Annotated in this window: 20 protein-coding genes; 12 read left to right on the forward strand and 8 right to left on the reverse strand. The window is 63.7% G+C overall.

All coding sequences use genetic code 11. The features are described from left to right. Window positions 1–41: 41 nt before the first annotated feature. From BW992_RS18640 to BW992_RS18670, 7 genes are read left to right on the forward strand one after another with little or no spacing between them, the layout of a single operon-like run. Complete coding sequence (locus tag BW992_RS18640; protein WP_072458981.1) at window positions 42–719, forward strand: thermostable hemolysin; 678 nt, start codon at window positions 42–44, stop codon at window positions 717–719. Next, window positions 709–2190 carry an AMP-binding protein gene (locus tag BW992_RS18645; RefSeq protein ID WP_076406889.1) on the forward strand — a complete coding sequence of 494 codons (1482 nt, stop codon included), beginning with the start codon at window positions 709–711 and terminating at the stop codon, window positions 2188–2190. Before BW992_RS18640 ends, BW992_RS18645 begins: the two co-directional genes overlap by 11 nt. After that, entirely contained in the window at window positions 2187–2861 is a 675-nt protein-coding gene (locus tag BW992_RS18650) for a TenA family transcriptional regulator (protein WP_072396494.1), read from the forward strand. Before BW992_RS18645 ends, BW992_RS18650 begins: the two co-directional genes overlap by 4 nt. After that, window positions 2848–3657 (forward strand): SDR family oxidoreductase, encoded by an 810-nt coding sequence (locus BW992_RS18655; protein WP_076406890.1) that lies wholly within the window; start codon window positions 2848–2850, stop codon window positions 3655–3657. Before BW992_RS18650 ends, BW992_RS18655 begins: the two co-directional genes overlap by 14 nt. After that, a complete protein-coding gene (locus BW992_RS18660; protein ID WP_072396498.1) occupies window positions 3654–4298 on the forward strand; it encodes a tetratricopeptide repeat protein in 645 nt (214 codons plus the stop codon). The genes BW992_RS18655 and BW992_RS18660 overlap by 4 nt, the downstream gene beginning before the upstream one ends. An 11-nt stretch (window positions 4299–4309) precedes the next feature. Continuing rightward, window positions 4310–4972 carry a response regulator gene (locus BW992_RS18665; protein ID WP_072396710.1) on the forward strand — a complete coding sequence of 221 codons (663 nt, stop codon included), beginning with the start codon at window positions 4310–4312 and terminating at the stop codon, window positions 4970–4972. Next, on the forward strand, window positions 4969–6357 hold the full coding sequence (locus tag BW992_RS18670; protein ID WP_072431501.1) for a sensor histidine kinase: 1389 nt from the start codon (window positions 4969–4971) through the stop codon (window positions 6355–6357). Before BW992_RS18665 ends, BW992_RS18670 begins: the two co-directional genes overlap by 4 nt. Before the next feature lie 9 nt (window positions 6358–6366). Here BW992_RS18670 and BW992_RS18675 read toward each other — a convergent pair whose 3' ends face one another. From BW992_RS18675 to BW992_RS18695, 5 genes are all read right to left on the reverse strand, one after another. Then, window positions 6367–7458 (reverse strand): ArsO family NAD(P)H-dependent flavin-containing monooxygenase, encoded by a 1092-nt coding sequence (locus BW992_RS18675; RefSeq protein WP_072431502.1) that lies wholly within the window; start codon window positions 7456–7458, stop codon window positions 6367–6369. Between the two features lie 47 nt (window positions 7459–7505). Beyond that, a complete protein-coding gene (locus tag BW992_RS18680) occupies window positions 7506–7964 on the reverse strand; it encodes a YeeE/YedE family protein (protein WP_072431503.1) in 459 nt (152 codons plus the stop codon). Window positions 7965–7966: 2 nt separating this feature from the next. After that, window positions 7967–8398 (reverse strand): YeeE/YedE family protein, encoded by a 432-nt coding sequence (locus BW992_RS18685; protein WP_072396524.1) that lies wholly within the window; start codon window positions 8396–8398, stop codon window positions 7967–7969. A 64-nt stretch (window positions 8399–8462) separates the two neighbouring features. Then, complete coding sequence (locus BW992_RS18690; protein WP_076406891.1) at window positions 8463–11282, reverse strand: cation-transporting P-type ATPase; 2820 nt, start codon at window positions 11280–11282, stop codon at window positions 8463–8465. Continuing rightward, window positions 11283–12206: a universal stress protein gene (locus BW992_RS18695; RefSeq protein ID WP_072396536.1), complete on the reverse strand. Its 924-nt coding sequence runs from the start codon at window positions 12204–12206 to the stop codon at window positions 11283–11285. Between the two features lie 252 nt (window positions 12207–12458). Here BW992_RS18695 and BW992_RS18700 point away from each other — a divergent pair, with 252 nt between their 5' ends. Further along, window positions 12459–13703, forward strand: coding sequence for an MgtC/SapB family protein (locus BW992_RS18700; protein WP_072396538.1), 1245 nt, complete (start codon window positions 12459–12461; stop codon window positions 13701–13703). A 106-nt stretch (window positions 13704–13809) separates the two neighbouring features. Next, the gene (locus tag BW992_RS18705) at window positions 13810–14721 is read left to right on the forward strand and encodes a universal stress protein (protein ID WP_072396540.1); all 912 of its coding nucleotides are present in this window, start codon (window positions 13810–13812) and stop codon (window positions 14719–14721) included. A 52-nt stretch (window positions 14722–14773) separates the two neighbouring features. On the opposite strand, the gene BW992_RS18710 is transcribed toward BW992_RS18705, so the two are convergent. Beyond that, window positions 14774–15337 carry a GNAT family N-acetyltransferase gene (locus tag BW992_RS18710; RefSeq protein ID WP_072431541.1) on the reverse strand — a complete coding sequence of 188 codons (564 nt, stop codon included), beginning with the start codon at window positions 15335–15337 and terminating at the stop codon, window positions 14774–14776. 249 nt (window positions 15338–15586) lie between these two features. Between BW992_RS18710 and BW992_RS18715 the strand changes: the two genes are divergently transcribed. From BW992_RS18715 to BW992_RS18725, 3 genes are all read left to right on the forward strand, one after another. Next, a complete protein-coding gene (locus BW992_RS18715) occupies window positions 15587–16477 on the forward strand; it encodes a universal stress protein (RefSeq protein ID WP_072396542.1) in 891 nt (296 codons plus the stop codon). A gap of 207 nt (window positions 16478–16684) precedes the next feature. Next, window positions 16685–17575, forward strand: a complete 891-nt coding sequence (locus BW992_RS18720) for a universal stress protein (RefSeq protein ID WP_076406892.1) — start codon at window positions 16685–16687, stop codon at window positions 17573–17575. A gap of 97 nt (window positions 17576–17672) precedes the next feature. Further along, the gene (locus BW992_RS18725) at window positions 17673–19028 is read left to right on the forward strand and encodes an MBL fold metallo-hydrolase RNA specificity domain-containing protein (RefSeq protein WP_076406893.1); all 1356 of its coding nucleotides are present in this window, start codon (window positions 17673–17675) and stop codon (window positions 19026–19028) included. 113 nt (window positions 19029–19141) lie between these two features. Here the strand turns inward: BW992_RS18725 and BW992_RS18730 are convergent, their stop codons facing one another. Then, on the reverse strand, window positions 19142–19678 hold the full coding sequence (locus BW992_RS18730) for an Hsp20/alpha crystallin family protein (protein WP_072396548.1): 537 nt from the start codon (window positions 19676–19678) through the stop codon (window positions 19142–19144). Window positions 19679–19907: 229 nt separating this feature from the next. Next, complete coding sequence (gene fnr, locus BW992_RS18735; RefSeq protein WP_072396559.1) at window positions 19908–20660, reverse strand: fumarate/nitrate reduction transcriptional regulator Fnr; 753 nt, start codon at window positions 20658–20660, stop codon at window positions 19908–19910.

Genomic DNA, 20660 nt, shown 5'->3' on the forward strand with positions numbered 1-20660 from the left:
GGATACTTTCTCCCACTAGCCCTGGGGGAGACTGTCGATCCATGCCCGATATTGATTGGAACATTCATCTGCCGCTGGCCTTCGGCGTTGCCGGCCAGCCGCTTCGTCGCCTGCACAAGGCTTCGTCAGGAGAACCCCGGCGCACTGAATTCGAAGCGTTTATCCAGCAACGTTTTCGCCAGGTACACGGCGCCGACATTCGTCATTTCATGCCCGAACTGTTCGGCTTCGATGACGGCCAGGGCGTGCTTGGCGCGGTGGCCGGCGTGCGCCTGGCCGCGCAAGAGGCGTTGTTCCTCGAGCGTTACCTGGACGGGCCTGTGGAGCCGTTGATCACGGCTACGACCGGTCGGCCGGTGGAGCGTGCCAGCATCGTCGAGGTCGGCAACCTGGCCGCCAGCGACACCGGCAACGCCCGGCTGAGCATCATTTCCATCACTTACCTGCTGGCTGTCGCCGGCCTGGAGTGGGTGGCGTTCACCGGCAATGTCGGCCTGGTCAACAGCTTCCATCGCCTGGGCCTCAAGCCCGTGACCCTTTGCCAGGCCGATCCACAGCGCCTGGGCGAGGAACGTCACCTCTGGGGGCGCTACTACGACAGCCAACCATGGGTCCATGTCGGAAACATCCGCGCCGGTTTCATTCATCTGCGCAATACCGGCCTGTTCAATCGCCTGGGACTGTCGGCCACCCCTGGGGAGGCAAGCCATGTCGCCTGAAATGCAACGATTCAAGCAAGCCCTGCGTGGGCATGCCGAGCGCCGGGGGCATGCCATTGCTCTCTGGGGGGATGGCTCGCAAATGGATTACGCCACGCTTTTCGCCGAAGTGCGGTATCGCCAGCAACGCTTGCGCGATGAGTGCGTCAGCGTTGTCGCGCTGGCCTTGGACAACGGTATCGAAATCATGCTCTGGGACCTGGCCGCACTGTTCGAAGGACTGGCGTGCGTCATCCTGCCCGGATTCTTCAGCCCGGCCCAGCGGCGCCACTGCCTGGAGCAGAGCCAGGCCGCGCGGGTGATAGCAGAGCCCCCCTACGCGGACGAACTTCAAGCCGCCGGATACCAGCACAGTGGCGAATTCTGGCGCCGAGGCTATCTCGGGCCGAACGTCTTGCCGGCGGGCACCGCCAAGCTGACCTTTACGTCCGGCACCACGGGTACGCCCAAGGGGGTCTGCCTTGGCGCCGAGAGCCTGCTGCGGGTCGTCCATGAACTGGAACAGGCCAGTCAACCGGTCGGGGCGAGGCACCATCTGGCTTTGTTGCCCCTGGCGATTCTCCTGGAGAACCTCGGCTGTTACGCGGCTCTGTACGCCGGCGCCATGCTCAGCCTGCCCAGCCAGAACGCCCTCGGTATCCAGGGTGCCAGCGGGGCCGACCCGACGCGCCTGCTGGGATGCCTGGCCGAGCGCCGGGCGCAGAGCCTGATCCTGGTGCCACAGTTGCTGTCGATGCTGGTCATGGCCGCCGAACGAAAGGCGTTCAACCCACACGTCGTCCGGTTCGCCGCGGTGGGCGGGGCGCGGGTATCCCGCGATCTGCTGCTGCGGGCCGAGCGGGTGGGTTTGCCGGTATTCGAAGGCTACGGACTGTCGGAATGCGCGTCGGTGGTGTGCCTCAACCGGCCAAACGCACATCGCCCCGGCAGTGTGGGCCAGCCGTTGCCCCACGTGCAGCTTCGCCTGGCCGATGACGGCGAAGTCATGATCAAGGGATCGACCTTGCTCGGGTACCTGGGGGAGGCGCCCTGCACGCAGGCGTGGTGGCCCAGCGGCGACCTGGGGGCGTTCGACGACGATGGCTTCCTCTATCTGCACGGGCGCAAGAAACACCAGTTCGTCACCAGTTTCGGCCGCAACGTCAATCCCGAGTGGGTCGAAGCCGAACTGACCCAGGGCGGCGATATCGCCCAGGCCTTCGTCCATGGCGAAGCCTTGCCGTACAACCATGCGTTGCTCTGGCCGGCCCACGGCGACTGCACCCGGCAAACGCTGGAACTGGCAGTGGCCAGGGTCAACGCCACGTTACCCGATTACGCGCGGGTCCATCGCTGGACGCGACTGGAGCATCCCTTCACCCCGGCCAATGGTTTGCTCACCGCCAATGGGCGCCCGCGCCGGGAAGCCATTGTCGAGCATTACCGTGCCTTGCTCACCGAATCCGTTCTGTCCGAGGAGTCTGCTCCATGAGTTTTTTCGATACCCTGCAAGAAGCTACCCAGCAAGAACGCCATACCTTGTTCAACCTGCCGATCATTCGCGATGCGCTCGAAGGGCAGGTCAGTCTGGCCGCTTACCGGGCGTTCCTGATCCAGGCCTATTACCACGTGCGCCACACCGTGCCGTTGATGATGGCTTGTGGCGCGCGATTGCCGACGCGCCTGGAGTGGCTGCGCAAAGCCGTATGCGAGTACATCGAAGAAGAATACGGCCATGAGCAGTGGATACTGGACGACATCGCGGCCTGTGGTGGCGATCCGCAGGTCGTGCGTCACGGGCAGCCGTCGTTGCCCATCGAACTGATGGTCGGTTACCTCTATGACCTGATCGCCCGGGGCAATCCGGTGGGGCTGTTCGGCATGGTCAACGTGCTCGAAGGCACCAGCATCGCCCTGGCGACCCACGCCGCCGACAGCATCCGCCAGCGCCTGGAACTGCCGGCCACGGCCTTCAGTTACCTCAGCTCCCACGGTTCTCTGGACATCGAGCACATGCAGACCTATCGCGGCCTGATGAACAGGCTGGACGACCCGCAGGACCAGGCTGCGGTGATTCATGCCTCCCGGGTGGTGTACCGGCTCTATACCGATATGTTCCGGGGCCTGCCCCGCGACGGGGAGCATGAACATGCGCCTGTGTGATGCCCGGGTGGTGTTGACCGGGGCCAGCGGTGGGATCGGGCTGGCGATTGCCGCCGCCCTGTGCGCCAGTGGCGCCCGGGTGCTGGCCGTGGCCAGGCATCGCGAAACCTTGCAACCCTTGATCGCCCGCTACCCGCAGCATCTGTTCTGGGTCGGCGCGGACCTGACCTACCTGGCCGACCGGCGCAAGGTCCTGGCCTGCGCGGAGGCCCTGGGAGGCATCAACCTGTTGATCAACGCCGCCGGCGTGAACCACTTCGCCATGCTCGAACAGCTCGACGACAGCGAGATCGGCGCCATGCTGACGTTGAATGTCACTGCGCCGATCTGCCTGACCAAACTGTTGCTGCCGTTGCTCAAGCAAGCCGACAGCGCCATGGTGGTCAATGTCGGTTCCACCTACGGGTCCATCGGCTACCCCGGCTATGCCAGCTATTGCGCCAGCAAGTTCGCCTTGCGCGGGTTTTCCGAAGCCTTGCGCCGGGAACTGGCCGATACCCGTGTCGGTGTGCTCTACGTGGCGCCCCGGGCCACCCGTACCGCGATGAACACCCCGGCGGCCGACGCCCTCAACCAGGCGCTCAAGGCCAATGTCGACGACCCGGCAACGGTGGCGTCGGCGGTGATCCACGCCATAACCGGTGATCGTCGCGAACTGTACCTGGGATGGCCCGAGCGGTTCTTCGTCGGCCTCAACAGTCTGTTGCCCAATCTGGTGGATCGCGGTCTGCGCAAGCAGTTGCCGCTGATTCGCCGCCTGAGTCATAAACCTGTGAACGAGCACCTCAAGCCATGAAAAGAATCCTTCTCGCTTTCCTGTTGGGCGCCTTGGGTCAAGGCGCCTGGGCCCTGGACAGCGCCGACCAGCAACGCCTGCATGATATCCAGCAGCGCTGGGCGCACATTCAATACGATCTGCCTGAAGGCCAGCGGGCCGAAGCTTTCGAAAAGCTCGCCGTCCAGTCTTCGGCTTTCAAGCAGGAACGCCAGTCCGTGGCCGAGGCCTGGATCTGGTCCGCAATCGTCAACAGCAGTTGGGCCGGCGCCCAGGGCGGGCTGGGTGCGCTGAGCAAGGTCAAGGAGGCCAGAGCCGATCTGGAAAAGGCCCTGGCCCTCGATCCCCAGGCCCTGCAAGGCTCGGCCTACACCAGTCTTGGCGCGTTGTATGATCGGGTGCCGGGCTGGCCCCTGGGATTCGGCGACCCGGACAAGGCCGAACAGTTGCTCAAGCAGGCATTGCAACTCAATCCCGACGGTATCGATAGCCTGTACTTCTGGGGCGATCACCTCTACCGTCAAAAGCGCTATGGTGAAGCCAGGGCGGCCCTGCAGAAAGCCTTGCTGGCCGCGCCCCGGCCTGGCCGGGAAAGCGCTGATGCAGGGCGCCGAAAGGACATCGAAACGCTGCTGGCGGATGTAAACAGGAAACTCGACTGACGGGAGTGCGCGTGCGCTTATTACTGATCGAGGACGATGTGGCGCTGGGCGAGGGCATTCGTCAGGCGCTGGGCCGCGAGGGCTATACCGTCGACTGGCTGCAGGATGGGAGCAGTGCCTTGCATGCACTGCGCAGTGAAACCTTTGACCTGGCGGTCCTCGACCTGGGGCTGCCGCGCATGGACGGCCTGCAGGTGCTGCGCCGCTTGCGCGACAGCGGATCCAACCTGCCGGTACTGATTCTCACCGCCCGCGACGCCACCGAAGACCGGATCGCCGGGCTGGATGCCGGGGCGGACGATTACCTGATCAAGCCCTTCGACCTGGCGGAGCTCAAGGCCCGGCTGAGGGCCTTGCTGCGCCGCAGCGCCGGCCGTGCCCAGGCGCTGATCGAGCACGCCGGCATCAGCCTGAATCCCGGTACCCAGCAGGTCAGCTACCAGGGCAAACCGGTGGCATTGACGCCCAAGGAGTATCAGTTGCTCCACGAGCTGCTCTCGCCCCCGGGACGGGTCATGACCCGCGATCACCTGATGCAGCTGCTGTACGGCTGGAGCGAGGAGGCCGAGAGCAACACCCTCGAAGTGCATATTCATCATCTGCGCAAGAAATTCTCCAGCGACCTGATCCGCACCATCCGCGGTGTCGGCTATCTGGTGGAGGAGTGTCGATGAGTTCGATCCGCCGCCGCACCCTGACACTGATCCTCGGGCTCCTGTTCCTTGGCCTGATGATCATCACGGTCTTCAACCTGCATGACAGCAACCACGAAATCGCTGAAGTCTATGATGCGCAACTGGCGCAGAATGCCCGGCTGCTGCAGGGCGTCATGCGCATGCCCATGGCGAGCAAGGAACACGCCGAGCTGTACCAGGCATTCAATTCGGCGCTGGGGCTGGCGGTGCCCAAGGTCGATGGTCACCCCTACGAAAGCAAGATCGCGTTCCAGGTCTGGAATTCACAAGGTGCCGTGCTGGTTCACACGTCCAGCGCGCCGTCCCTCGCTTCGCCACCGACCGCCGCCGGTTTCAGCGAAGTGGTGGACCAGAAGAACCACACATGGCGGGCATTCGTGCTGGACGACCCGCAGTACGGCCTGAAGATCTGGGTAGGGGAGCGCGACGATGTGCGCGCCGACCTGGTGGACCGTATCGTTCGTCATACCGTGCTGCCCAACCTGATCGGTAGCGTGCTCCTGGCCACGGTGATCTGGCTGGCCATCGGCTGGGGACTCAAGCCCCTGGTGGACATGGCGGCGACATTGCGGGCCCGGCACCCAGGCTCGCTCGAACCGCTGCGGATGGTGCCGTTGCCGACGGAGCTTGAGCCCATGCAGGCGGCGCTCAACCGCGTGCTGGCGCAAATCCAGGAGGTGATGGGCCGCGAGCGACGTTTCATCGCCGATGCCGCCCATGAGATGCGCACGCCCCTGGCCGTGCTCAGGGTGCATGCGCAGAACCTGATGGAAGCGGGTAGCGAGCAAAGCCGCCGCGAATCCCTCGAGCATCTGCTGGCCGGTGTCGATCGCACCACGCGCCTGGTCAATCAATTGCTCACCATGGCACGCCTCGAACCGCAGACCGGCGCTGCCATGTCCAAGGCGATCGACCTGCCCGCCACGGTTCGTGAAGGCCTGGTCCAATTGACGCCATGGCTATTGAGCAAAGGACTGGAACTGGTTCTGGAGGTCGGTGACGACATCGCACCAGTGGACATCGACCCGGTGGCGGTTCATATCGCCCTGAACAACCTGGTGACCAATGCCGCCAATTTCTCTCCCGCCCACGGACAGATCACCGTACGCCTCGTGCGCAAGGAGGATCATTACGAACTGTCGGTCGAGGACCAGGGGCCCGGCATCGATGAAGCCGAGCGTGAACGGCTTTTCGAACGCTTCTACAGCCGCGGCAACGATCAGGGCGCCGGTCTGGGACTGACCATCGTACGGACCATCGCAGAGCGTCTGGGAGGGCGCATCCGATTAGAAAATCGACCGGAGGGCGGATTGTGCGCGACCCTGGAGATCGGCCAGCGCCAGAGGAATGTGCCTTCCGTGTAGCGGGTTGAGCTACCCGGGCCCGTTGTCGGTGGGGTGTGCGCTGAGAAAGGCGGCTATTTCGCTGGCAGTGCTGCGTGCCGTGCGCGTGACGCCGATCAGGGTCGCGGAGGCCGAACCGGTCCACTCGCCATAACCGACCAGCCATAGCCTGGGCTCCTGAATCGAGCGGGTCCCCTGGACTTCGACACGCCCCTCGCGGTCAATGGGTACCAGGGTCTCCAGGTGCTGCAAGGCGGGCCTGAACCCGGTGCACCAGATCACCACGTCCACGAGCGACTCACTGCCATTGGCCCATATCACACCGTTGCGGCTGAAGCGCTCAAAAGGTCGTACCGACTGCAGGACGCCGCGTTCACGTGCCTCGACCACCGGCGGCACCATGACAATGTCCCCCAAACCACCCACGGGCTGGTCGATCACACGCCCTTGCTGTTGAGCCTTCCAGCGTTCGGTGGCACGTTCGAACAGCACACGCCCATCCACCTCGTCGGGAAGGAACAGCGGGGCCTGGGGAGTGACCCAGGTGGTCCTGGCGACCCTGGACACCTCGGCCAGGATCTGCGCGCCGGAATTGCCGCCTCCCACCACCAGGACGTTCTTGCCGGCGAACGGCCGCGCCTCGACATAATGGGCCGAATGCAGTTGCTGGCCGGCGAACAGGGCGGCGTCAGGGTAGCGGGGGATATAGGGATTGCTCCAGGTACCTGTCGCACTGACCACCACCCGTGCCTCCCATTGCCGGTCCGCGGCGCTGACCCGTAAACCGCCTTGGATGCGCTCCACAGCGGTCACCCGCACCGGTCGCACCACCTCCAATCCATAGCGCTGCTCGTACCGGTCGAGGTAATCGATCACATGGTTGCGCGACGGATAGCCGTCCTGCGTGGGGGGCATCATCCAGCCGGGGAGCGAGCTCCAGGTCGCGGGGGAGAACAGTCGCAGCGAGTTCCAGCCATGTCGCCACGCGCCTCCCGGTCCTTCCTGGGCGTCGAGCATGACGAACGAGAACGGCGTGCGGCGCAGGAAATAGGCTGTCGCCAGGGCAGCCTGGCCTGCGCCGATAATGACGACATCGAAACGATCAGGCTGTGAACGGGACATGACGGCCATACCTGTAGCGAGAATGGAAAAGCGCCACGGGCAGGTACCTATGGCCGCTCATGACGCGGGGTGCCGGCGTTGAGCGTGGGGCGGTTGCGCCGGGCCTCCAGGGCCATGAACAGCAACATGCCCGCCAGCATCGCCAGGGTGAACACAAGGGCCTGCCAGCGTCCCGTCAGCAAGACCGCAGCCGCGGGCCCGGGGCAAATGCCGGCGATGCCCCAGCCGATGCCGAATATCAGGCTGCCACCGACCAGGCGGCGATCCAGCTCACGCTTGACCGGCAGTTGCATGGGGTTGCCCAGCAGTGAGCGGGACTGTCGGCGTGCCCAGGCCAGTGGGCCGATGGCCGTGCCGATCGCGCCTGTCATCACCAATGCCAGGGACGGATCCCAGGCGCCGGCCAGGTCGAGGAACGCCAGTACCTTCTTCGGGTTGGCCATGCCGGCCAGCAGAAGGCCCAGGCCAAAGAGCAACCCGGCAATGAATGCGGTGAGCTTGGGCATGTTCAGGCTCCTGTTGCGTGGCGCAGGACAAACACCGTGGCAAAGCCACTGAACATGAAGCACGCCGTGGCGATCATCGAGCGCGGCGAGAGTCGCGATAGGCCGCACACCCCATGGCCGCTCGTGCATCCTGAACCGTAGCGGGTGCCGACCCCCACCAACAGGCCCGCGACGATAAGGCCGAACCAGCCACTCTGGAATTCGATTGCCGGCAACGAGGTGAACAGACCCCAGAACAGTGGTGCGACGAGCAGACCCAGGATGAACAGGGCCTTCTCGCTCAAGCCTTCCCCACGCTCCAGCAGACTGGCGATCAGTCCGCTGACGCCGGCGATCCGGCCATTGGCGACGACGAACAGGCTGGCCGCCAGGCCGATCAACATCCCTCCGGCCAGGGATGACCACGGCGTGAAGTTGAGCCAGTCTATATTCATGGGCGTTCTCCGGTACATCCGTTGATTGCAGGCGACGTCGGTCAACTCTGTACAGCGACAGGCTTCATTCGTCCAGTGGCGTTGCGCGCTTGGGCTCGGTCAGGCGCAGTCGGATCTGTTTTTCAATCTCGATGATCGCGAACAGGGCCGTGCCCACCCCGATGACCAGCAACCCGTCGATCAAGGCAATCGCCTGTGTCGCGAATACTGCCTGCAGCGCCGGTACATAGGTAATGGCTAGCTGGGCAAGGCTGACCGCGGCGATGGTCGTCCAGACGACCCTGGTGCCTCGGACGCCTTTCCAGGTCAGCGAGGTACCGTAGAGATTTCTGATGAAGAACAGGTGGAAGATCTCCATGACGACCAGGGTGTTCACGGCGAGGGTCCGCGCCAGCTCCACGGAATAACCGCGGTTCAGGGCATAGGAAAAGATCCCGTAGACACCGCAGAGGAACAGTATGGAAACCAGCACCATATGCCAGATCAGCGCACCGCTGATCAGAGGTGCCTGCCTTGGTCGTGGCGGCCTGCGCATGGTGTTCTCTTCGGTCGGTTCGAAGGCCAGGGCGATGCCCAGGGTGACAGCGGTGATCAGGTTGATCCACAGGATCTGTATCGGCGTCACGGGCAGGGTAATGCCCAGCAGCAAGGCAACCACGATGGTCATGGTTTCGCCCGCGTTGGTCGGCAACGTCCAGCTCAGCACTTTCTTGATGTTGTCGTAGACCGTCCGGCCCTCGCGCACGGCGGCGACGATGGAAGCGAAGTTGTCATCGGCCAGCACCAGGTCCGCGGCTTCCTTGGCCGCCTCGCTGCCTTTTTCGCCCATGGCGATACCGGCGTCCGCGCGTTTCAAGGCGGGGGCATCGTTGACCCCATCTCCTGTCATTGCCACCGTCATGCCGTTGGACTGCAGCGACATCACCAGCCGGAGTTTATGTTCGGGACTGGTGCGGGCGAAGATGTTCACCGCTTTCACGGCTTCCTTCAGGGCGACGTCGTCCATGGCGTCCAGATCGAGGCCCGTCAGGACCTTGTCGGGGTTGCGCAGGCCGATCTGGTGACCGATGGCGCAGGCGGTGCCGGAATGATCCCCGGTGATCATTTTCACCACGATACCGGCTCCCTGGCATTGCTTGATGGCTTGTAGGGTTTCCGATCGAGGTGGATCGATCATGGCAACCATGCCAAGCAGGGTCAGGGGACCCTGGATGTCCGCCAGTTCCAGGACAGTGTGCTCGGGGCGTACCGTGTGGCTTGCCAATGCCAGTACCCGCTGGCCCTGCCGGGCAAGGGTGTCCACCTGTGCACGCCAATACCCTGCGTCCAGCGGCTCGCCGTCACCGTTGGCGCCACGCTGCCGGGAGCACATGCCGAGCATCTGCTCCGGGGCACCCTTTACCAGGATCGAGGCTTGTCGCGCGTGGTTGTGATGCAGTGTCGCCATGAAGCGATGCCTTGCGTCGAACGGGATGGTATCGGTACGGGTCCAGGTGCGACGTTCTTCTTCACTGTCGATGCCGGCTTTTGCGGCAAAGACCAGCAGCGCACCCTCCATGGGGTCGCCCTCGACTTTCCAGTCATCCTCTCGCTGGCTCAACATGGCGTCGTTGCACAGGCTGGCGACCAGGGCCAACTCGGCCAGCACCGGATGACTGGAGGTGTCGATCAACTGGTCGGCCAGGCTCATGCCGCCCTCTGGCCGATAACCCGCACCATCGACGGTGAAGGCGAAGTCGCTGGTGACGACGGACGTCACCATCATCTCGTTGCGAGTGAGGGTGCCGGTCTTGTCCGTGCAGATGACCGATACGCAACCCAGTGTCTCGATGGTGGGAAGGTGTCGCACGATGGTGTTGCGGCGGGCCATCGCGCGAACCCCGACCGCCAGGGTGATGGTCAGCACGGCGGGCAGCCCTTCGGGAATCGCCGCCACCGACATGCCCACCACGACCATGAATATTTCAGTGAACGGATAGTGGCCTGCGAAGTGTCCGTAGACCAGCAGCAGGCCGGCGATCAACAGGATCAGTATCGTCAGCCAGCGAGCCAGGACGTTCATCTGCTGCACGAGGGGAGTGGTCAGGGGAGCGACTCCGGACAGCAGGTCGCTGATCCGACCGATCTGAGTCGAGGTCGCGGTGGCGACGACCACGCCGGTGGCTTGGCCACAGGTGACGAGGGTACCGCTGAAGACCATGCAGGCACGATCGCCCAGGGCGGCGTCCAGGCTCACGGGCCCGGTATTTTTTTCGGCCGGGGCGGATTCACCGGTCAGGATGGCTTCGTGGACCTGGAGTCTGTTTGCGTGCAGCAAGCGCAGATCGGCCGGGACCTTGTCGCCGGCCTCCAGCAAAACGATGTCGCCCGGTACCAGCTCTTCGCCTGCGATGCTGATCCGTTTGCCGCCACGAATCACCGCCGCCCGGGGCGCCAGCATCTGACGGATGGCATCCATGGCCTTCTCCGCCTTGCCCTCCTGGACAAAACCGATGATCGCATTGGCGATGACCACGGCGAGGATGACCACCGTGTCCCACACGTGCTGCAACACCGCGGTAATAAGCGCTGAGCCCAGCAGCACATGAATCAGGATATTGTTGAATTGCTGCAGGAACCGCCGCCATGCCGGTCGAGGGGGGGCGGCGGGCAGGCAATTCAAGCCGCTGCGCTCGCGCCGGGCGCCAACCTCGTCGGGGCCGAGCCCGGCACGCCCGTTGACCTGGAGCCGGCTCAATACCTGTTCGGCGGGCAGCGTGTGCCAGGCTACGGCATCGGCGGTGCCAGGCACGCGCTCGGCCGCTGCATCGCCCGACGGCGCGCTTACGCTGTCTGCGCTTGCGGCGCTCAGTTGAACCGCCCACCCAGGCTGACGTTCCGACATTCAGTCGACCTGCTGCGGTGCGATGACCCATACGCTGCAGGGCATCTTGTAGAGCAACGCCTCGACGGTGCTGCCGATCAGCTTGTCCAGGCCGCTGTAGCGCACTCGTCCCATGACGATGACGTCAATGTCATGGGAGGCTGCGTAGCTGGCCAGGACCTTGGCCGGGTCGCCCATGATCATGCGCCGCTGTTGCGGGGCAATGCCATTGCGTTCGGCCAGGGCATCGAATGCCGCGCCCTGGGATTCGTAGAGTTGCCGGGCCAGGGTCGAGGAGAAGAACACCGACCCATTGCCAAAGCCGTATTCGGCGGCGGTGATGGATGACAGGTCGTAGGCGTAGACCACCTCCAGCGTTGCGTCACAGGCCGTCGCCAGCTTGTTGGCTTCGTTCAGGATCCGGTCGTTGAGGCCTTCGTAGCGTCCGTCGTGATGGAACGGATCGATGGCGGCCAGGATCTTGCGCGGGCGCGCATGCGTGGCTTTGTTGACGAAGTGCAGCGGCACTTCGCACTCGCGCAGCAGGTGGACGTCCAGCGGCGTGAACATCATGCGCGTGAACCAGGACTGCGCGTCCACCGACTTGATCAGCGCGTCCATCGGCTGTTCCTTGAGATGGATCAGGATTTCCTGCAGGGGGCGCTCGACCCAGGCCACCTCCGTGGTGACTTCGATACCGAGCTTGCGCAGCGGCCTGGCCTGTTCCTCCAGCCACTGGCGATGGCGTTCGATATAGCCGAGGCGCATCTGCTCCAGCGCCTGCTCATTGACCAGCGCGGCCGTGGCCAGGCCTTCCAGGTAGTCGAAAGCCACGATGTGCAGCGCGGCACCTTCGGCCTTGGCCAGGGCGGCCGCGCGATCGAAGGCGGGGCTGTGTTCCATCAGCGGCGAAACGACCAGCATCAGACGTGGTTGCGTAGACATGACAAACCTCCCGGAAGGACCTGTAGGCACCGGGCGACCCTTCGCTCGGCGTGGTGTCTGGTTCGATCATGAGCGCCTCGGGCCTGAAGAACTTGATTTGTATCAACCTCGGTTGAAAGCGTTGCTTGAAGAGCGGCAAGGGCCAGGCAATGGCGCTATGGTTGATCATGAACAGTCGTTCCCGGGCCCGCATGAGGCAGGCTTGGGGCTGGCCCCAGACATCAGCGGAGCAATCGCCATCGAGTCGTTCCCATGACCGAGCCCCTGGTCTTCGCCAATGCTGCGGCAGCGCTGGGTATCGGCCTGCTGGTCGGGCTGGAGCGCGAGCGGCGCAAGGGCGAGGGCGACCAGCGTGATTTCGCCGGTTTGCGCACCTTTGCCGTTACTTCATTGCTGGGCTACCTCACGGTCCAGGTGGGCGGGCCCCTGTTGCTGGGGTTCGTGATGCTGGCCTTGGGCGCCTTGGTCACGGCGGCGCATTGGAAAAGCCTCGACAAGGACCCGGGTATCACCACTGAAGTGGCGTTGTTCGCCGTACTGGTGCTGGGCGCGTTGTGTGTGAGTGCCCCGGCCCTGGCGACGGCGATCGGGGTGGTGATGGTGGGGCTGCTCGCCAGTCGCCAGGCGTTGCACCACTTTGCCCGCAGCCAGTTGACCGCCGCCGAACTGCGCGACGGCCTGGTGCTGTTGATCGCTGCGCTGGTGGTGCTGCCGCTGGCGCCGGATCGTTTCCTCGGGCCCTTCGATGCCATCAACCTGCGCACCATCTGCACCTTGACGGTCATGCTGATGGCGGTGGGCGCGCTGGGGCATGTCGCGGTCCGTACCCTGGGTGCCCGCTACGGTTACGCGGTCAGCGCCATTGCCTCGGGGTTTGCCTCCGCTACGGCGACCATCGCCGCCATGGGGGACATCGCCGCCCGGCAGCCGAACGACATCAAGGCGCTGAGCGCCGCCGCGATACTGTCGAACCTGGCCACGCTGGCGCAGATGGCATTGATCCTCGGCGCCGTGGAGCCGGCGTTGTTGCGCTGGATATGGGGGCCGATACTGTGCGGCGTGTCGATGACCCTGCTGTATGCCGGTCTGCTGATGTTTCCCCGCCCCAAGGGGCAGGTCGATGAACCGATCAGGGTGGGCGGTGCGTTCAACCTCAAGCTGGCGCTCCTGGTGACGCTGGCGATGACGGGGATCGCGCTCCTGTCCTCGGCGATGCTCGACCATTTCGGGCAGACAGGGGTGATCCTGACCGCCATCTTCAGCGGGCTGGCCGACGCCCATGCCTCGATAGCCTCCATCGCATCCCTGGCGAAGGCCGGCTTGTTGTCTCTCGACGGCAGCGCCGTGCCAGTCCTGATGGCCCTGAGCACCAACTCGCTGAGCAAGTGCGCGGTGGCCTGGCTCAGCGGCGGACGACGGTTCGCCGGATACGTCATTCCCGGCCAGGTCCTGGTGACCTTGGCGTGGTGGAGCGGACTCTTGCTCCCCAGCCTGTGAGGCTGATCGATAGCCCTTTGATGAAGATCAAGGCGTGTCTGCGGCAGGCGATCATGCTGGAGTCCTCCATCCCTTGAGTGGCTGACGCCACGTGCCGAGGTCTTCCATGTCCCAGACTCAACGATTGTTACTGGTGGCGCCTGACGCCATGATTCGTACGCCAGCGTTCGACCGCGCCACCGAACTGGCCCTGGCGCTGGACCTGCCCCTGCATATCGTGGCCATCGATTATCTGGAAGTGCTTTCGATGGCCGGCCTTTTCGCCCCGGATCAGGTCAAGCGGGCGCGTGACGGTTACCTCGAGACCCATCGACACTGGCTATGGCAGCAGGCCGAGCTGGCGCGTCGGCATGGGGTTGAAGTGACGTGCGAGGTGATCTGGGGCAAGGAGGCCTACCAGGCCTTGCAGCAATACGTCAAAGAGATGCCACTGGCCCTGATCATCAAGGATGCCCAGCCGGAACCGGCGCTGAAGCGAATTTTCTTCACCCCGCTGGACTGGCGCCTGCTGCGCGACTGCCCGGTGCCGGTGCATCTGGTCACCGACCCGCGCCACCCTCGGCCACGGCGAATCCTGGCGATTGTCGACGTGCTGCGCAGCGAGGAGCAAGACAGGGTGTTCAACGACCGGATCGTCGACGCCGCGGTCAAGCTGGCCGAGCAATGCAATGCCCAGGTCGAGCTGTTGCATGCCTTCGACTGGACGGCCGTATATGCCTCGGACATGGGCATTGGCACGCTCCCCCTGGCCACCGGACTCTACGAAGCGCTGGGCGAGGCACAACACGACGTGTTCGGGTATCTGGCCGAGCGCCACGGGGTCGCGCCGCAGCAACGTCATTTCATCGAAGGCTCGCCAGTGAACAGTATCTGCACCTTCGCTGCCGACCAACAGATCGATGTCATCGTCATGGGCACCACCGAGCATCGTGGCCTGGACAGACGCCTGGGCACCACCGCCGAACTGCTGTTGCAGCGGGCACCCTGCAGCATCTGGGCGGTCAAGCCGCAGGCGTGACGAGGCGGGCGCTGCGCGAGGCCGCCTGCGGACCTCGCGCCAGCGTCCAGGGCTACAGATAGAGCCGGTGGATGACCTGCCGGGTATCGTCGGGATCGGTGCGGGTTTCGAACCCCAGACCATGGGCCAGATCACGCATCGCAGCATTGCTGGCAGCGTCGACCGAATACATCTGGCGAAAGCCGTTCTTGCGCGCTGCGTCGATCAGATGCTCCATCAGCAATGTTCCCAGTCCCAGGTGCTGCCAGGCGTCGGCCACGGTCACCGCGCATTCGCATTCATGTTCCGTGGTCGCGCAATAGCGGCTGACTCCGATCTCGACCAGTTGGCCGTTGTCATGGACCAGGGCGATATAGGCCATGCGCGCCTTGCAATCGACATCCATCAACTGATCGAGCAATGCCGTGCCCGGCTCGGTGACTTGCGCCAGAAAACGCATGTGCCGCGATTCGGGTGACAGGCGCTTGATGAAATCATATTCACGCTGGCGATCTTCGTCCCTGAGAGGCCTGATCAAGACGTGCCGGCCGTCCTTGAGGGCCTGTACCCAGTGTTTGCCGCTGATACTGGCGTACAGGGCGGCAGCGCGTTCGTTGTGGTCTTTGGCAGTGAGCATGATGCGATCCTCCATCGGATGGGAACGAGCGGTGCGCCGCAAAAGCATGCGCATTGCGAACCGTTCTACCCTGACCGCGCTGGCCGATTCTGATCTGGATCAGTGCTCGTGTTCCCATCTGTCGATTGCCCTGCGCTTGATTCAGATCAAACCGCTTGGGGGCTCGATGGGTGCACGCTGCAGATCGTGCTGCAAGCCGACTGAAGCACCTTTCACAGTCGGAGTCGAACGGCCCGATGGAGGTGTGCGATGGGGCAATACCAGCGTCTGCTATTGATCGTCGAACCCGACCTGCATCCCTCTGCCGCCATGCGCCGAGCCTGTGCCCTGGCCAGGGCCAGCGGCGCGCTGCTGCATTTGTGTGCCTTTGTCCAGCCGCCGCCGCGCACGCACCTGTGGGGTGAAAAGATCGACCAGGCGACGGTGCAGCGTTATCTGCACCGCTACCGTCGCTGGATGGTGGAGGAGGCGGCGCTGCTCCGGGAGGAGGGGCTGGAGGTGACGACTCATGTGACCTGGACCCTGCATCCGCTGCTTGAAATCCTGCACTATGTCGAAACCTTCAAGCCAGACCTGCTGATCAAGGATGTCACCCTCGAACCCTTGCTCAAGCGGGTCTTCGTCACGCCGCTGGATTGCCATCTGCTGCGCGACTGCCCGGTGCCGGTGCACCTGGTCAACCAGGCGGTGCATGGCTTGCCGCGCCAGGTGGTAGCTGCCGTGGACCCCTCCGACCCCCAGGCCAATGCCTTGAACGAGCAGATCGTCCGGACGGCCGGCGCCTTGGCCCTGCAATGCGATGCTTCGTTGCATTTGCTGTACGCCTGCGACCTGACGCCGGCTTTCAACGGTGAGGCGTCGCTGCTGGCCGGGGCCTGGGACGAGGATTTCGCCGACGCCCTGCGCGAGTCGCTGCACGCGGCGTTCATCAACCTTGCCCAGAGCCAAGGCGTGCCAGCCGAGCGACGGCACTTCGTCGTCGGCCAGCCGGTACCGGTGATCCACGAGTTCATCGAAGCGTTCGAGGCCGACGTGGTGGTCATGGGGACCACGCAGCGCGTCGGCCTGGAGCGCTTGATCGGCAGTACGACGGAGCGGGCGCTGTATTCGGTGCCGGGCAGTCTGTTGGCGGTCAAGTGAGCCGTGGCCCCGTCGGCCAGCCCCCGGTTGCGCTGCTGGCCTGTTGCAGCACCGGCGAGCCCGGGATCTGATGTAAATCAAGTCGGGCTCGGTACCGCGCTCCACAATCGTTCCATGACGTGCCGTTCGCAACGGCCCGGTGGATCGTGGCGCTGGAGACGAACTCTGCGCCGTGGCAGCCGCGCCCGACTCTGGAGATCCATCATCATGAGCCAATACCAACGCCTGTTGCTGATCCTCAACCCGGCACAACGGCATTCTCCCGCGCTCCATCACGCCGCTGCCCTGGCGGCCGCCAGCGAGGCGCACCTGCATGTCACCGCCTTGATCCCTTCGCTGGGCGTGCTCTCGTTGCTCGAGGAAGAGCCGCGTGAAGAAGCGCGCCAGAACTATTTCCAGGACCAGCGCAATTGGTTGGAGACCGAGGCCGAGCAGATGCGTCATCGAGGTTTGCGGATCACCACCGAGGTGGCATGGGCCGAGGTCATGCGCCAACAGATCCTGGAGCACGTCACCCAGTTCCAGCCCGACCTGCTGATCAAGCAGGTCCAGCATGAATCCTTGCTCAAGCGCGCTTTCTTCACGCCCCTGGACTGGCATCTGCTGCGCGAATGCCCCGTTCCGTCATACCTGGTGGGAGCCACCGGCCACGCCTTGCCCCGCAAAGTCATCGCGGCAGTGGACCCTTCCAGCACATTTGCACACAACAGCGGGCTCAACGACCGGATTATCCGCCAGGCCCTGGGGCTGGCGTTGCAATGCGATGCCGAGTTGCACCTGGTCCATGCTTTCGACGTGTCGTCCGTCTACCTGGGCGACGCGGGAGGCGGCGGCCTGGCGCTTTCGCAGCTCAGCAAGGAGCTGCGCCGGGCCCTGGAAAGATCGTTCCTGGAGCTGGCCAATCTCTTCGGGGTACCCGCCGAACGCAGGCATTTCCTGCTCGGGCAACCGGTCTCTGCCCTCAGTGAATTCGCTTTGGAGCATGAGGTCGACGTGATCGTCATGGGGCGATCCCAACGCAGCGATCCTCTCGGCCTGCTGGGCAGCACCACGGAACACATCCTCTACCAGGTGCAATGCAGTGTCCTGGCGGTATGACCAGGCGGGCCCTGGCCGCATCGTTGAACGAAACGGCACTGGCCAGGGCCGACACCATGACCGATAGCGCATCTATCGAACGTTCAGGGGCATCGCCATGCGCATGACATTTCTGGGAGCGGCTGGCACCGTCACCGGCAGTAAATACCTGCTGGAGCATGACGAGCAGCGCGTGCTGGTCGATTGCGGGCTGTTCCAGGGCTACAAGCAGTTGCGCCTGCACAACTGGGACCCGTTCCAACTGCCGGTACGTGACCTGGATGCGATTGTGCTGACCCACGCCCACCTGGACCACAGCGGTTATCTGCCGGTACTGGTGCGCAACGGTTATCGCGGACCGGTCTATGCCACGGCTGCAACGTGCGAGCTGCTCAAGATCCTTTTGCGCGACAGTGCGCGATTGCAGGAGGAGGAAGCCGAGTACGCCAATCGCAGGGGGTTCTCGAAGCATGAGCCCGCGCTGCCCCTGTATACCGTGGAACATGCCGAGCGGGCGCTGAAACTGCTGCGCCCGATAGCGTTCGACCATCCCGTGGACATTGCCCGGGGCATGAACATCCTGTTGCGTCGCGCCGGACACATCCTGGGTGCCGCCACCGTCCAGGTACAGGCTGGCGGCGTGACACTGATCTGTTCCGGGGATCTGGGGCGGCCAGAGGACCCGGTCATGTTCGCGCCCCAGGCGATCGAACAGGCGGACTATCTGCTGGTGGAGTCCACCTATGGGGATCGCCTGCATCCTCGTGATTCCCCGGAAGACCAATTGGCCGAGGTGATCACCCGCACGGCGTTGCGCCGGGGCATCACCCTGGTGCCCTCGTTCACGGTCGGCCGCGCTCAGTTGCTGATGTATCACTTGTATCGCCTCAAGCAGCGTCGGGCGATCCCGGACTTGCCGATCTACCTTAACAGTCCCATGGCCATCGACGTCACGCGGCTATATCAACGTTTTGGCAATGAACATCGCCTGTCCAGGGAGGAGTGCGAAGGCATGTGTCGCATCGCGCATCCGGTGCGCTCGGCCAAGGACTCCATGGCCCTGGACCTGCAACGCACCCCGGCGGTGATCATCGCTGCCAGTGGCATGGCCACGGGCGGCCGGGTGCTGCACCATCTCAAGAGTCTGGCCCCCAATCCCATCAACACCTTGCTGATGCCCGGTTTCCAGGCGGGCGGCACGCGAGGCGCAAGGATCGTGGCCGGGGAGCCTTCGGTGCGGATCCATGGCAAGGATGTGCCGATCAATGCCGAAGTGGTGCCCATGCAAACGCTGTCGGCCCATGCCGATGCGGACGAAATCATGCAGTGGCTGCGTGGTTTCAAGACACCGCCCCGGCACACCTATGTCGTTCATGGGGAGCCCAACGCATCCGATGTGCTGCGACATCGCATTCGCGACGAGCTTGGCTGGTCGGTGTCGGTGCCGGAGTACCGCGACAGCGTCGAACTCTGAAGGGCTGGCGCCGGGGGCGAACAACCCGAGCAGACTGTTTATATTCGCAGATGAACAGCCGGCAGGAAAAAAGCCCCTCGTCGTTGGCCGGCGAGGGGCGAGGTTCGAAGCGTTCAATCAGCCTTGATCGGCACGACTTTTTCCGCTTTCAGTGCTTCGGCTTTTTTCGGCAGCGTCAGCGTCAGCACGCCTTTGCTGAACTGTGCCTCGACCTTGTCGGTATCGATCCCTTTTGGCAGGTTGAACACGCGCTCGAACGAGCCGTAATGGCGCTCGGACAGGTGATACCCCTTCCTTTTTTCTTCCTTGTCCTCTTTTTTCTCCCCCTTGATGATCAGGTTGCCGTTGGCCAGGCGGATTTCGATGTCTTTCTGGTCCATGCCGGGCAGCTCGGCGGTGATTTCAAAGCTTTTTTCCTTTTCGCTGATGTCCACGGCCGGCAGGCTCGTGGAAAACTCGCGGCGCCAGAAGGGCTCCACATCGAACAGTCCCCGGTTGAAGGGGGAGAGCCCGGTTCCTCGGTTGAAATCGTCGAACAGGTGGTCGACTTGCTGGCGGAGCTTCTCCAGCGGATGCCAGAAGTCGGTCCGGGCGCGATGTGGAGCGTTTTCTTCGGTATTGACCGGCATTTTTTTCACTGAATTGGACATGAGATCTTCCTCTTTGGTGATGTCCGTACGGTCCCTGGCGTGATCGCCGGGGACCGGTCTACGGGCGGTTCAATGCACGCTTGCAACTTCTACACTGGAAATTGGCGAAAGCCTTCACAGGACGAGGTTCTGTAACCCTCGTCGAAGAGGCTCCGAACGCTGTGACTTAATGTCGGCCTGCAGGCGTGGGAGGGTATTGATGTAGATCAGATGTGCGGCGAGGCAGGCATCACAGCTCGACGTGACGATGGCAGCCGGCGACTTTGTGCTTGAGGCCGGGCAAGTCCAGGATCGTGACATTGCGTCCCTGGATATCCACCAGTTCTTCCTGGCGAAGATGAGCGATGCTGCGACAGATGGTTTCCAGGCGCAGCCCCAGGTACGAGCCGATGGCCTCGCGGCTCATTCGCAGCACGAATTCCCGGGAGGAATAGCCACGCTGGTTCAGCCGTTGAGACAGGTTCAGGAAAAACGCCGCCAGGCGCTCATCGGCATTCATGTTGCCGAGCATCAGCAACATGCTGTGGTCGCGTACGATTTCCTGGCTCAGGAGCCTGTTCAGGTTGTGCTGCAACGACGGCAGGTCCCGTGCCAGCTTCTCCAGGTTGCCGAACGGGATAGGGCACACCTCACTGTCTTCCAGCGCGATTGCATTACAGGCGTAATGTTCGGTGCTGATGGCGTCGAGGCCGAGCATTTCCCCTTGCATCTGGAAACCGGTGACCTGTTCGCGACCGTCTACCGAGAGCACACTGGTCTTGAAGAACCCCAGGCGCACCGCATACAACGAGCGCAGCGGATCACCGGTGCGGTACAGCGCCGCTCCCTTTTTGACCTTCACGCGCTGGGCGATCAAGGTGTCCAGGCGTTCGACTTCACCGCCCGTCAGGCCAATGGGCAGGCACAGTTCAAGCACGCTGCAATTGGAGCAGGCGGCCTTGAGGGCGTGCACGTGCAGGAGCTGGACTTCATGATCGGCCAT

This window comes from Pseudomonas sp. 7SR1, from assembly GCF_900156465.1.
Taxonomy (GTDB): Bacteria; Pseudomonadota; Gammaproteobacteria; order Pseudomonadales; family Pseudomonadaceae; genus Aquipseudomonas.

Bases quoted from the DNA above. Each gene is read 5' to 3' on its own strand.
- BW992_RS18685 (WP_072396524.1), bottom strand. From the start codon at position 8,398: ATGAATATAGACTGGCTCAACTTCACGCCGTGGTCATCCCTGGCCGGA.
- BW992_RS18730 (WP_072396548.1), bottom strand. From the start codon at position 19,678: ATGTCCAATTCAGTGAAAAAAATGCCGGTCAATACCGAAGAAAACGCT.
- BW992_RS18660 (WP_072396498.1), top strand. From the start codon at position 3,654: ATGAAAAGAATCCTTCTCGCTTTCCTGTTGGGCGCCTTGGGTCAAGGC.
- fnr (WP_072396559.1), bottom strand. From the start codon at position 20,660: ATGGCCGATCATGAAGTCCAGCTCCTGCACGTGCACGCCCTCAAGGCC.
- BW992_RS18690 (WP_076406891.1), bottom strand. From the start codon at position 11,282: ATGTCGGAACGTCAGCCTGGGTGGGCGGTTCAACTGAGCGCCGCAAGC.
- BW992_RS18725 (WP_076406893.1), top strand. From the start codon at position 17,673: ATGCGCATGACATTTCTGGGAGCGGCTGGCACCGTCACCGGCAGTAAA.
- BW992_RS18645 (WP_076406889.1), top strand. From the start codon at position 709: ATGTCGCCTGAAATGCAACGATTCAAGCAAGCCCTGCGTGGGCATGCC.
- BW992_RS18675 (WP_072431502.1), bottom strand. From the start codon at position 7,458: ATGTCCCGTTCACAGCCTGATCGTTTCGATGTCGTCATTATCGGCGCA.
- BW992_RS18680 (WP_072431503.1), bottom strand. From the start codon at position 7,964: ATGCCCAAGCTCACCGCATTCATTGCCGGGTTGCTCTTTGGCCTGGGC.
- BW992_RS18650 (WP_072396494.1), top strand. From the start codon at position 2,187: ATGAGTTTTTTCGATACCCTGCAAGAAGCTACCCAGCAAGAACGCCAT.
- BW992_RS18700 (WP_072396538.1), top strand. From the start codon at position 12,459: ATGACCGAGCCCCTGGTCTTCGCCAATGCTGCGGCAGCGCTGGGTATC.
- BW992_RS18715 (WP_072396542.1), top strand. From the start codon at position 15,587: ATGGGGCAATACCAGCGTCTGCTATTGATCGTCGAACCCGACCTGCAT.
- BW992_RS18640 (WP_072458981.1), top strand. From the start codon at position 42: ATGCCCGATATTGATTGGAACATTCATCTGCCGCTGGCCTTCGGCGTT.
- BW992_RS18670 (WP_072431501.1), top strand. From the start codon at position 4,969: ATGAGTTCGATCCGCCGCCGCACCCTGACACTGATCCTCGGGCTCCTG.
- BW992_RS18705 (WP_072396540.1), top strand. From the start codon at position 13,810: ATGTCCCAGACTCAACGATTGTTACTGGTGGCGCCTGACGCCATGATT.
- BW992_RS18695 (WP_072396536.1), bottom strand. From the start codon at position 12,206: ATGTCTACGCAACCACGTCTGATGCTGGTCGTTTCGCCGCTGATGGAA.
- BW992_RS18710 (WP_072431541.1), bottom strand. From the start codon at position 15,337: ATGCTCACTGCCAAAGACCACAACGAACGCGCTGCCGCCCTGTACGCC.
- BW992_RS18655 (WP_076406890.1), top strand. From the start codon at position 2,848: ATGCGCCTGTGTGATGCCCGGGTGGTGTTGACCGGGGCCAGCGGTGGG.
- BW992_RS18720 (WP_076406892.1), top strand. From the start codon at position 16,685: ATGAGCCAATACCAACGCCTGTTGCTGATCCTCAACCCGGCACAACGG.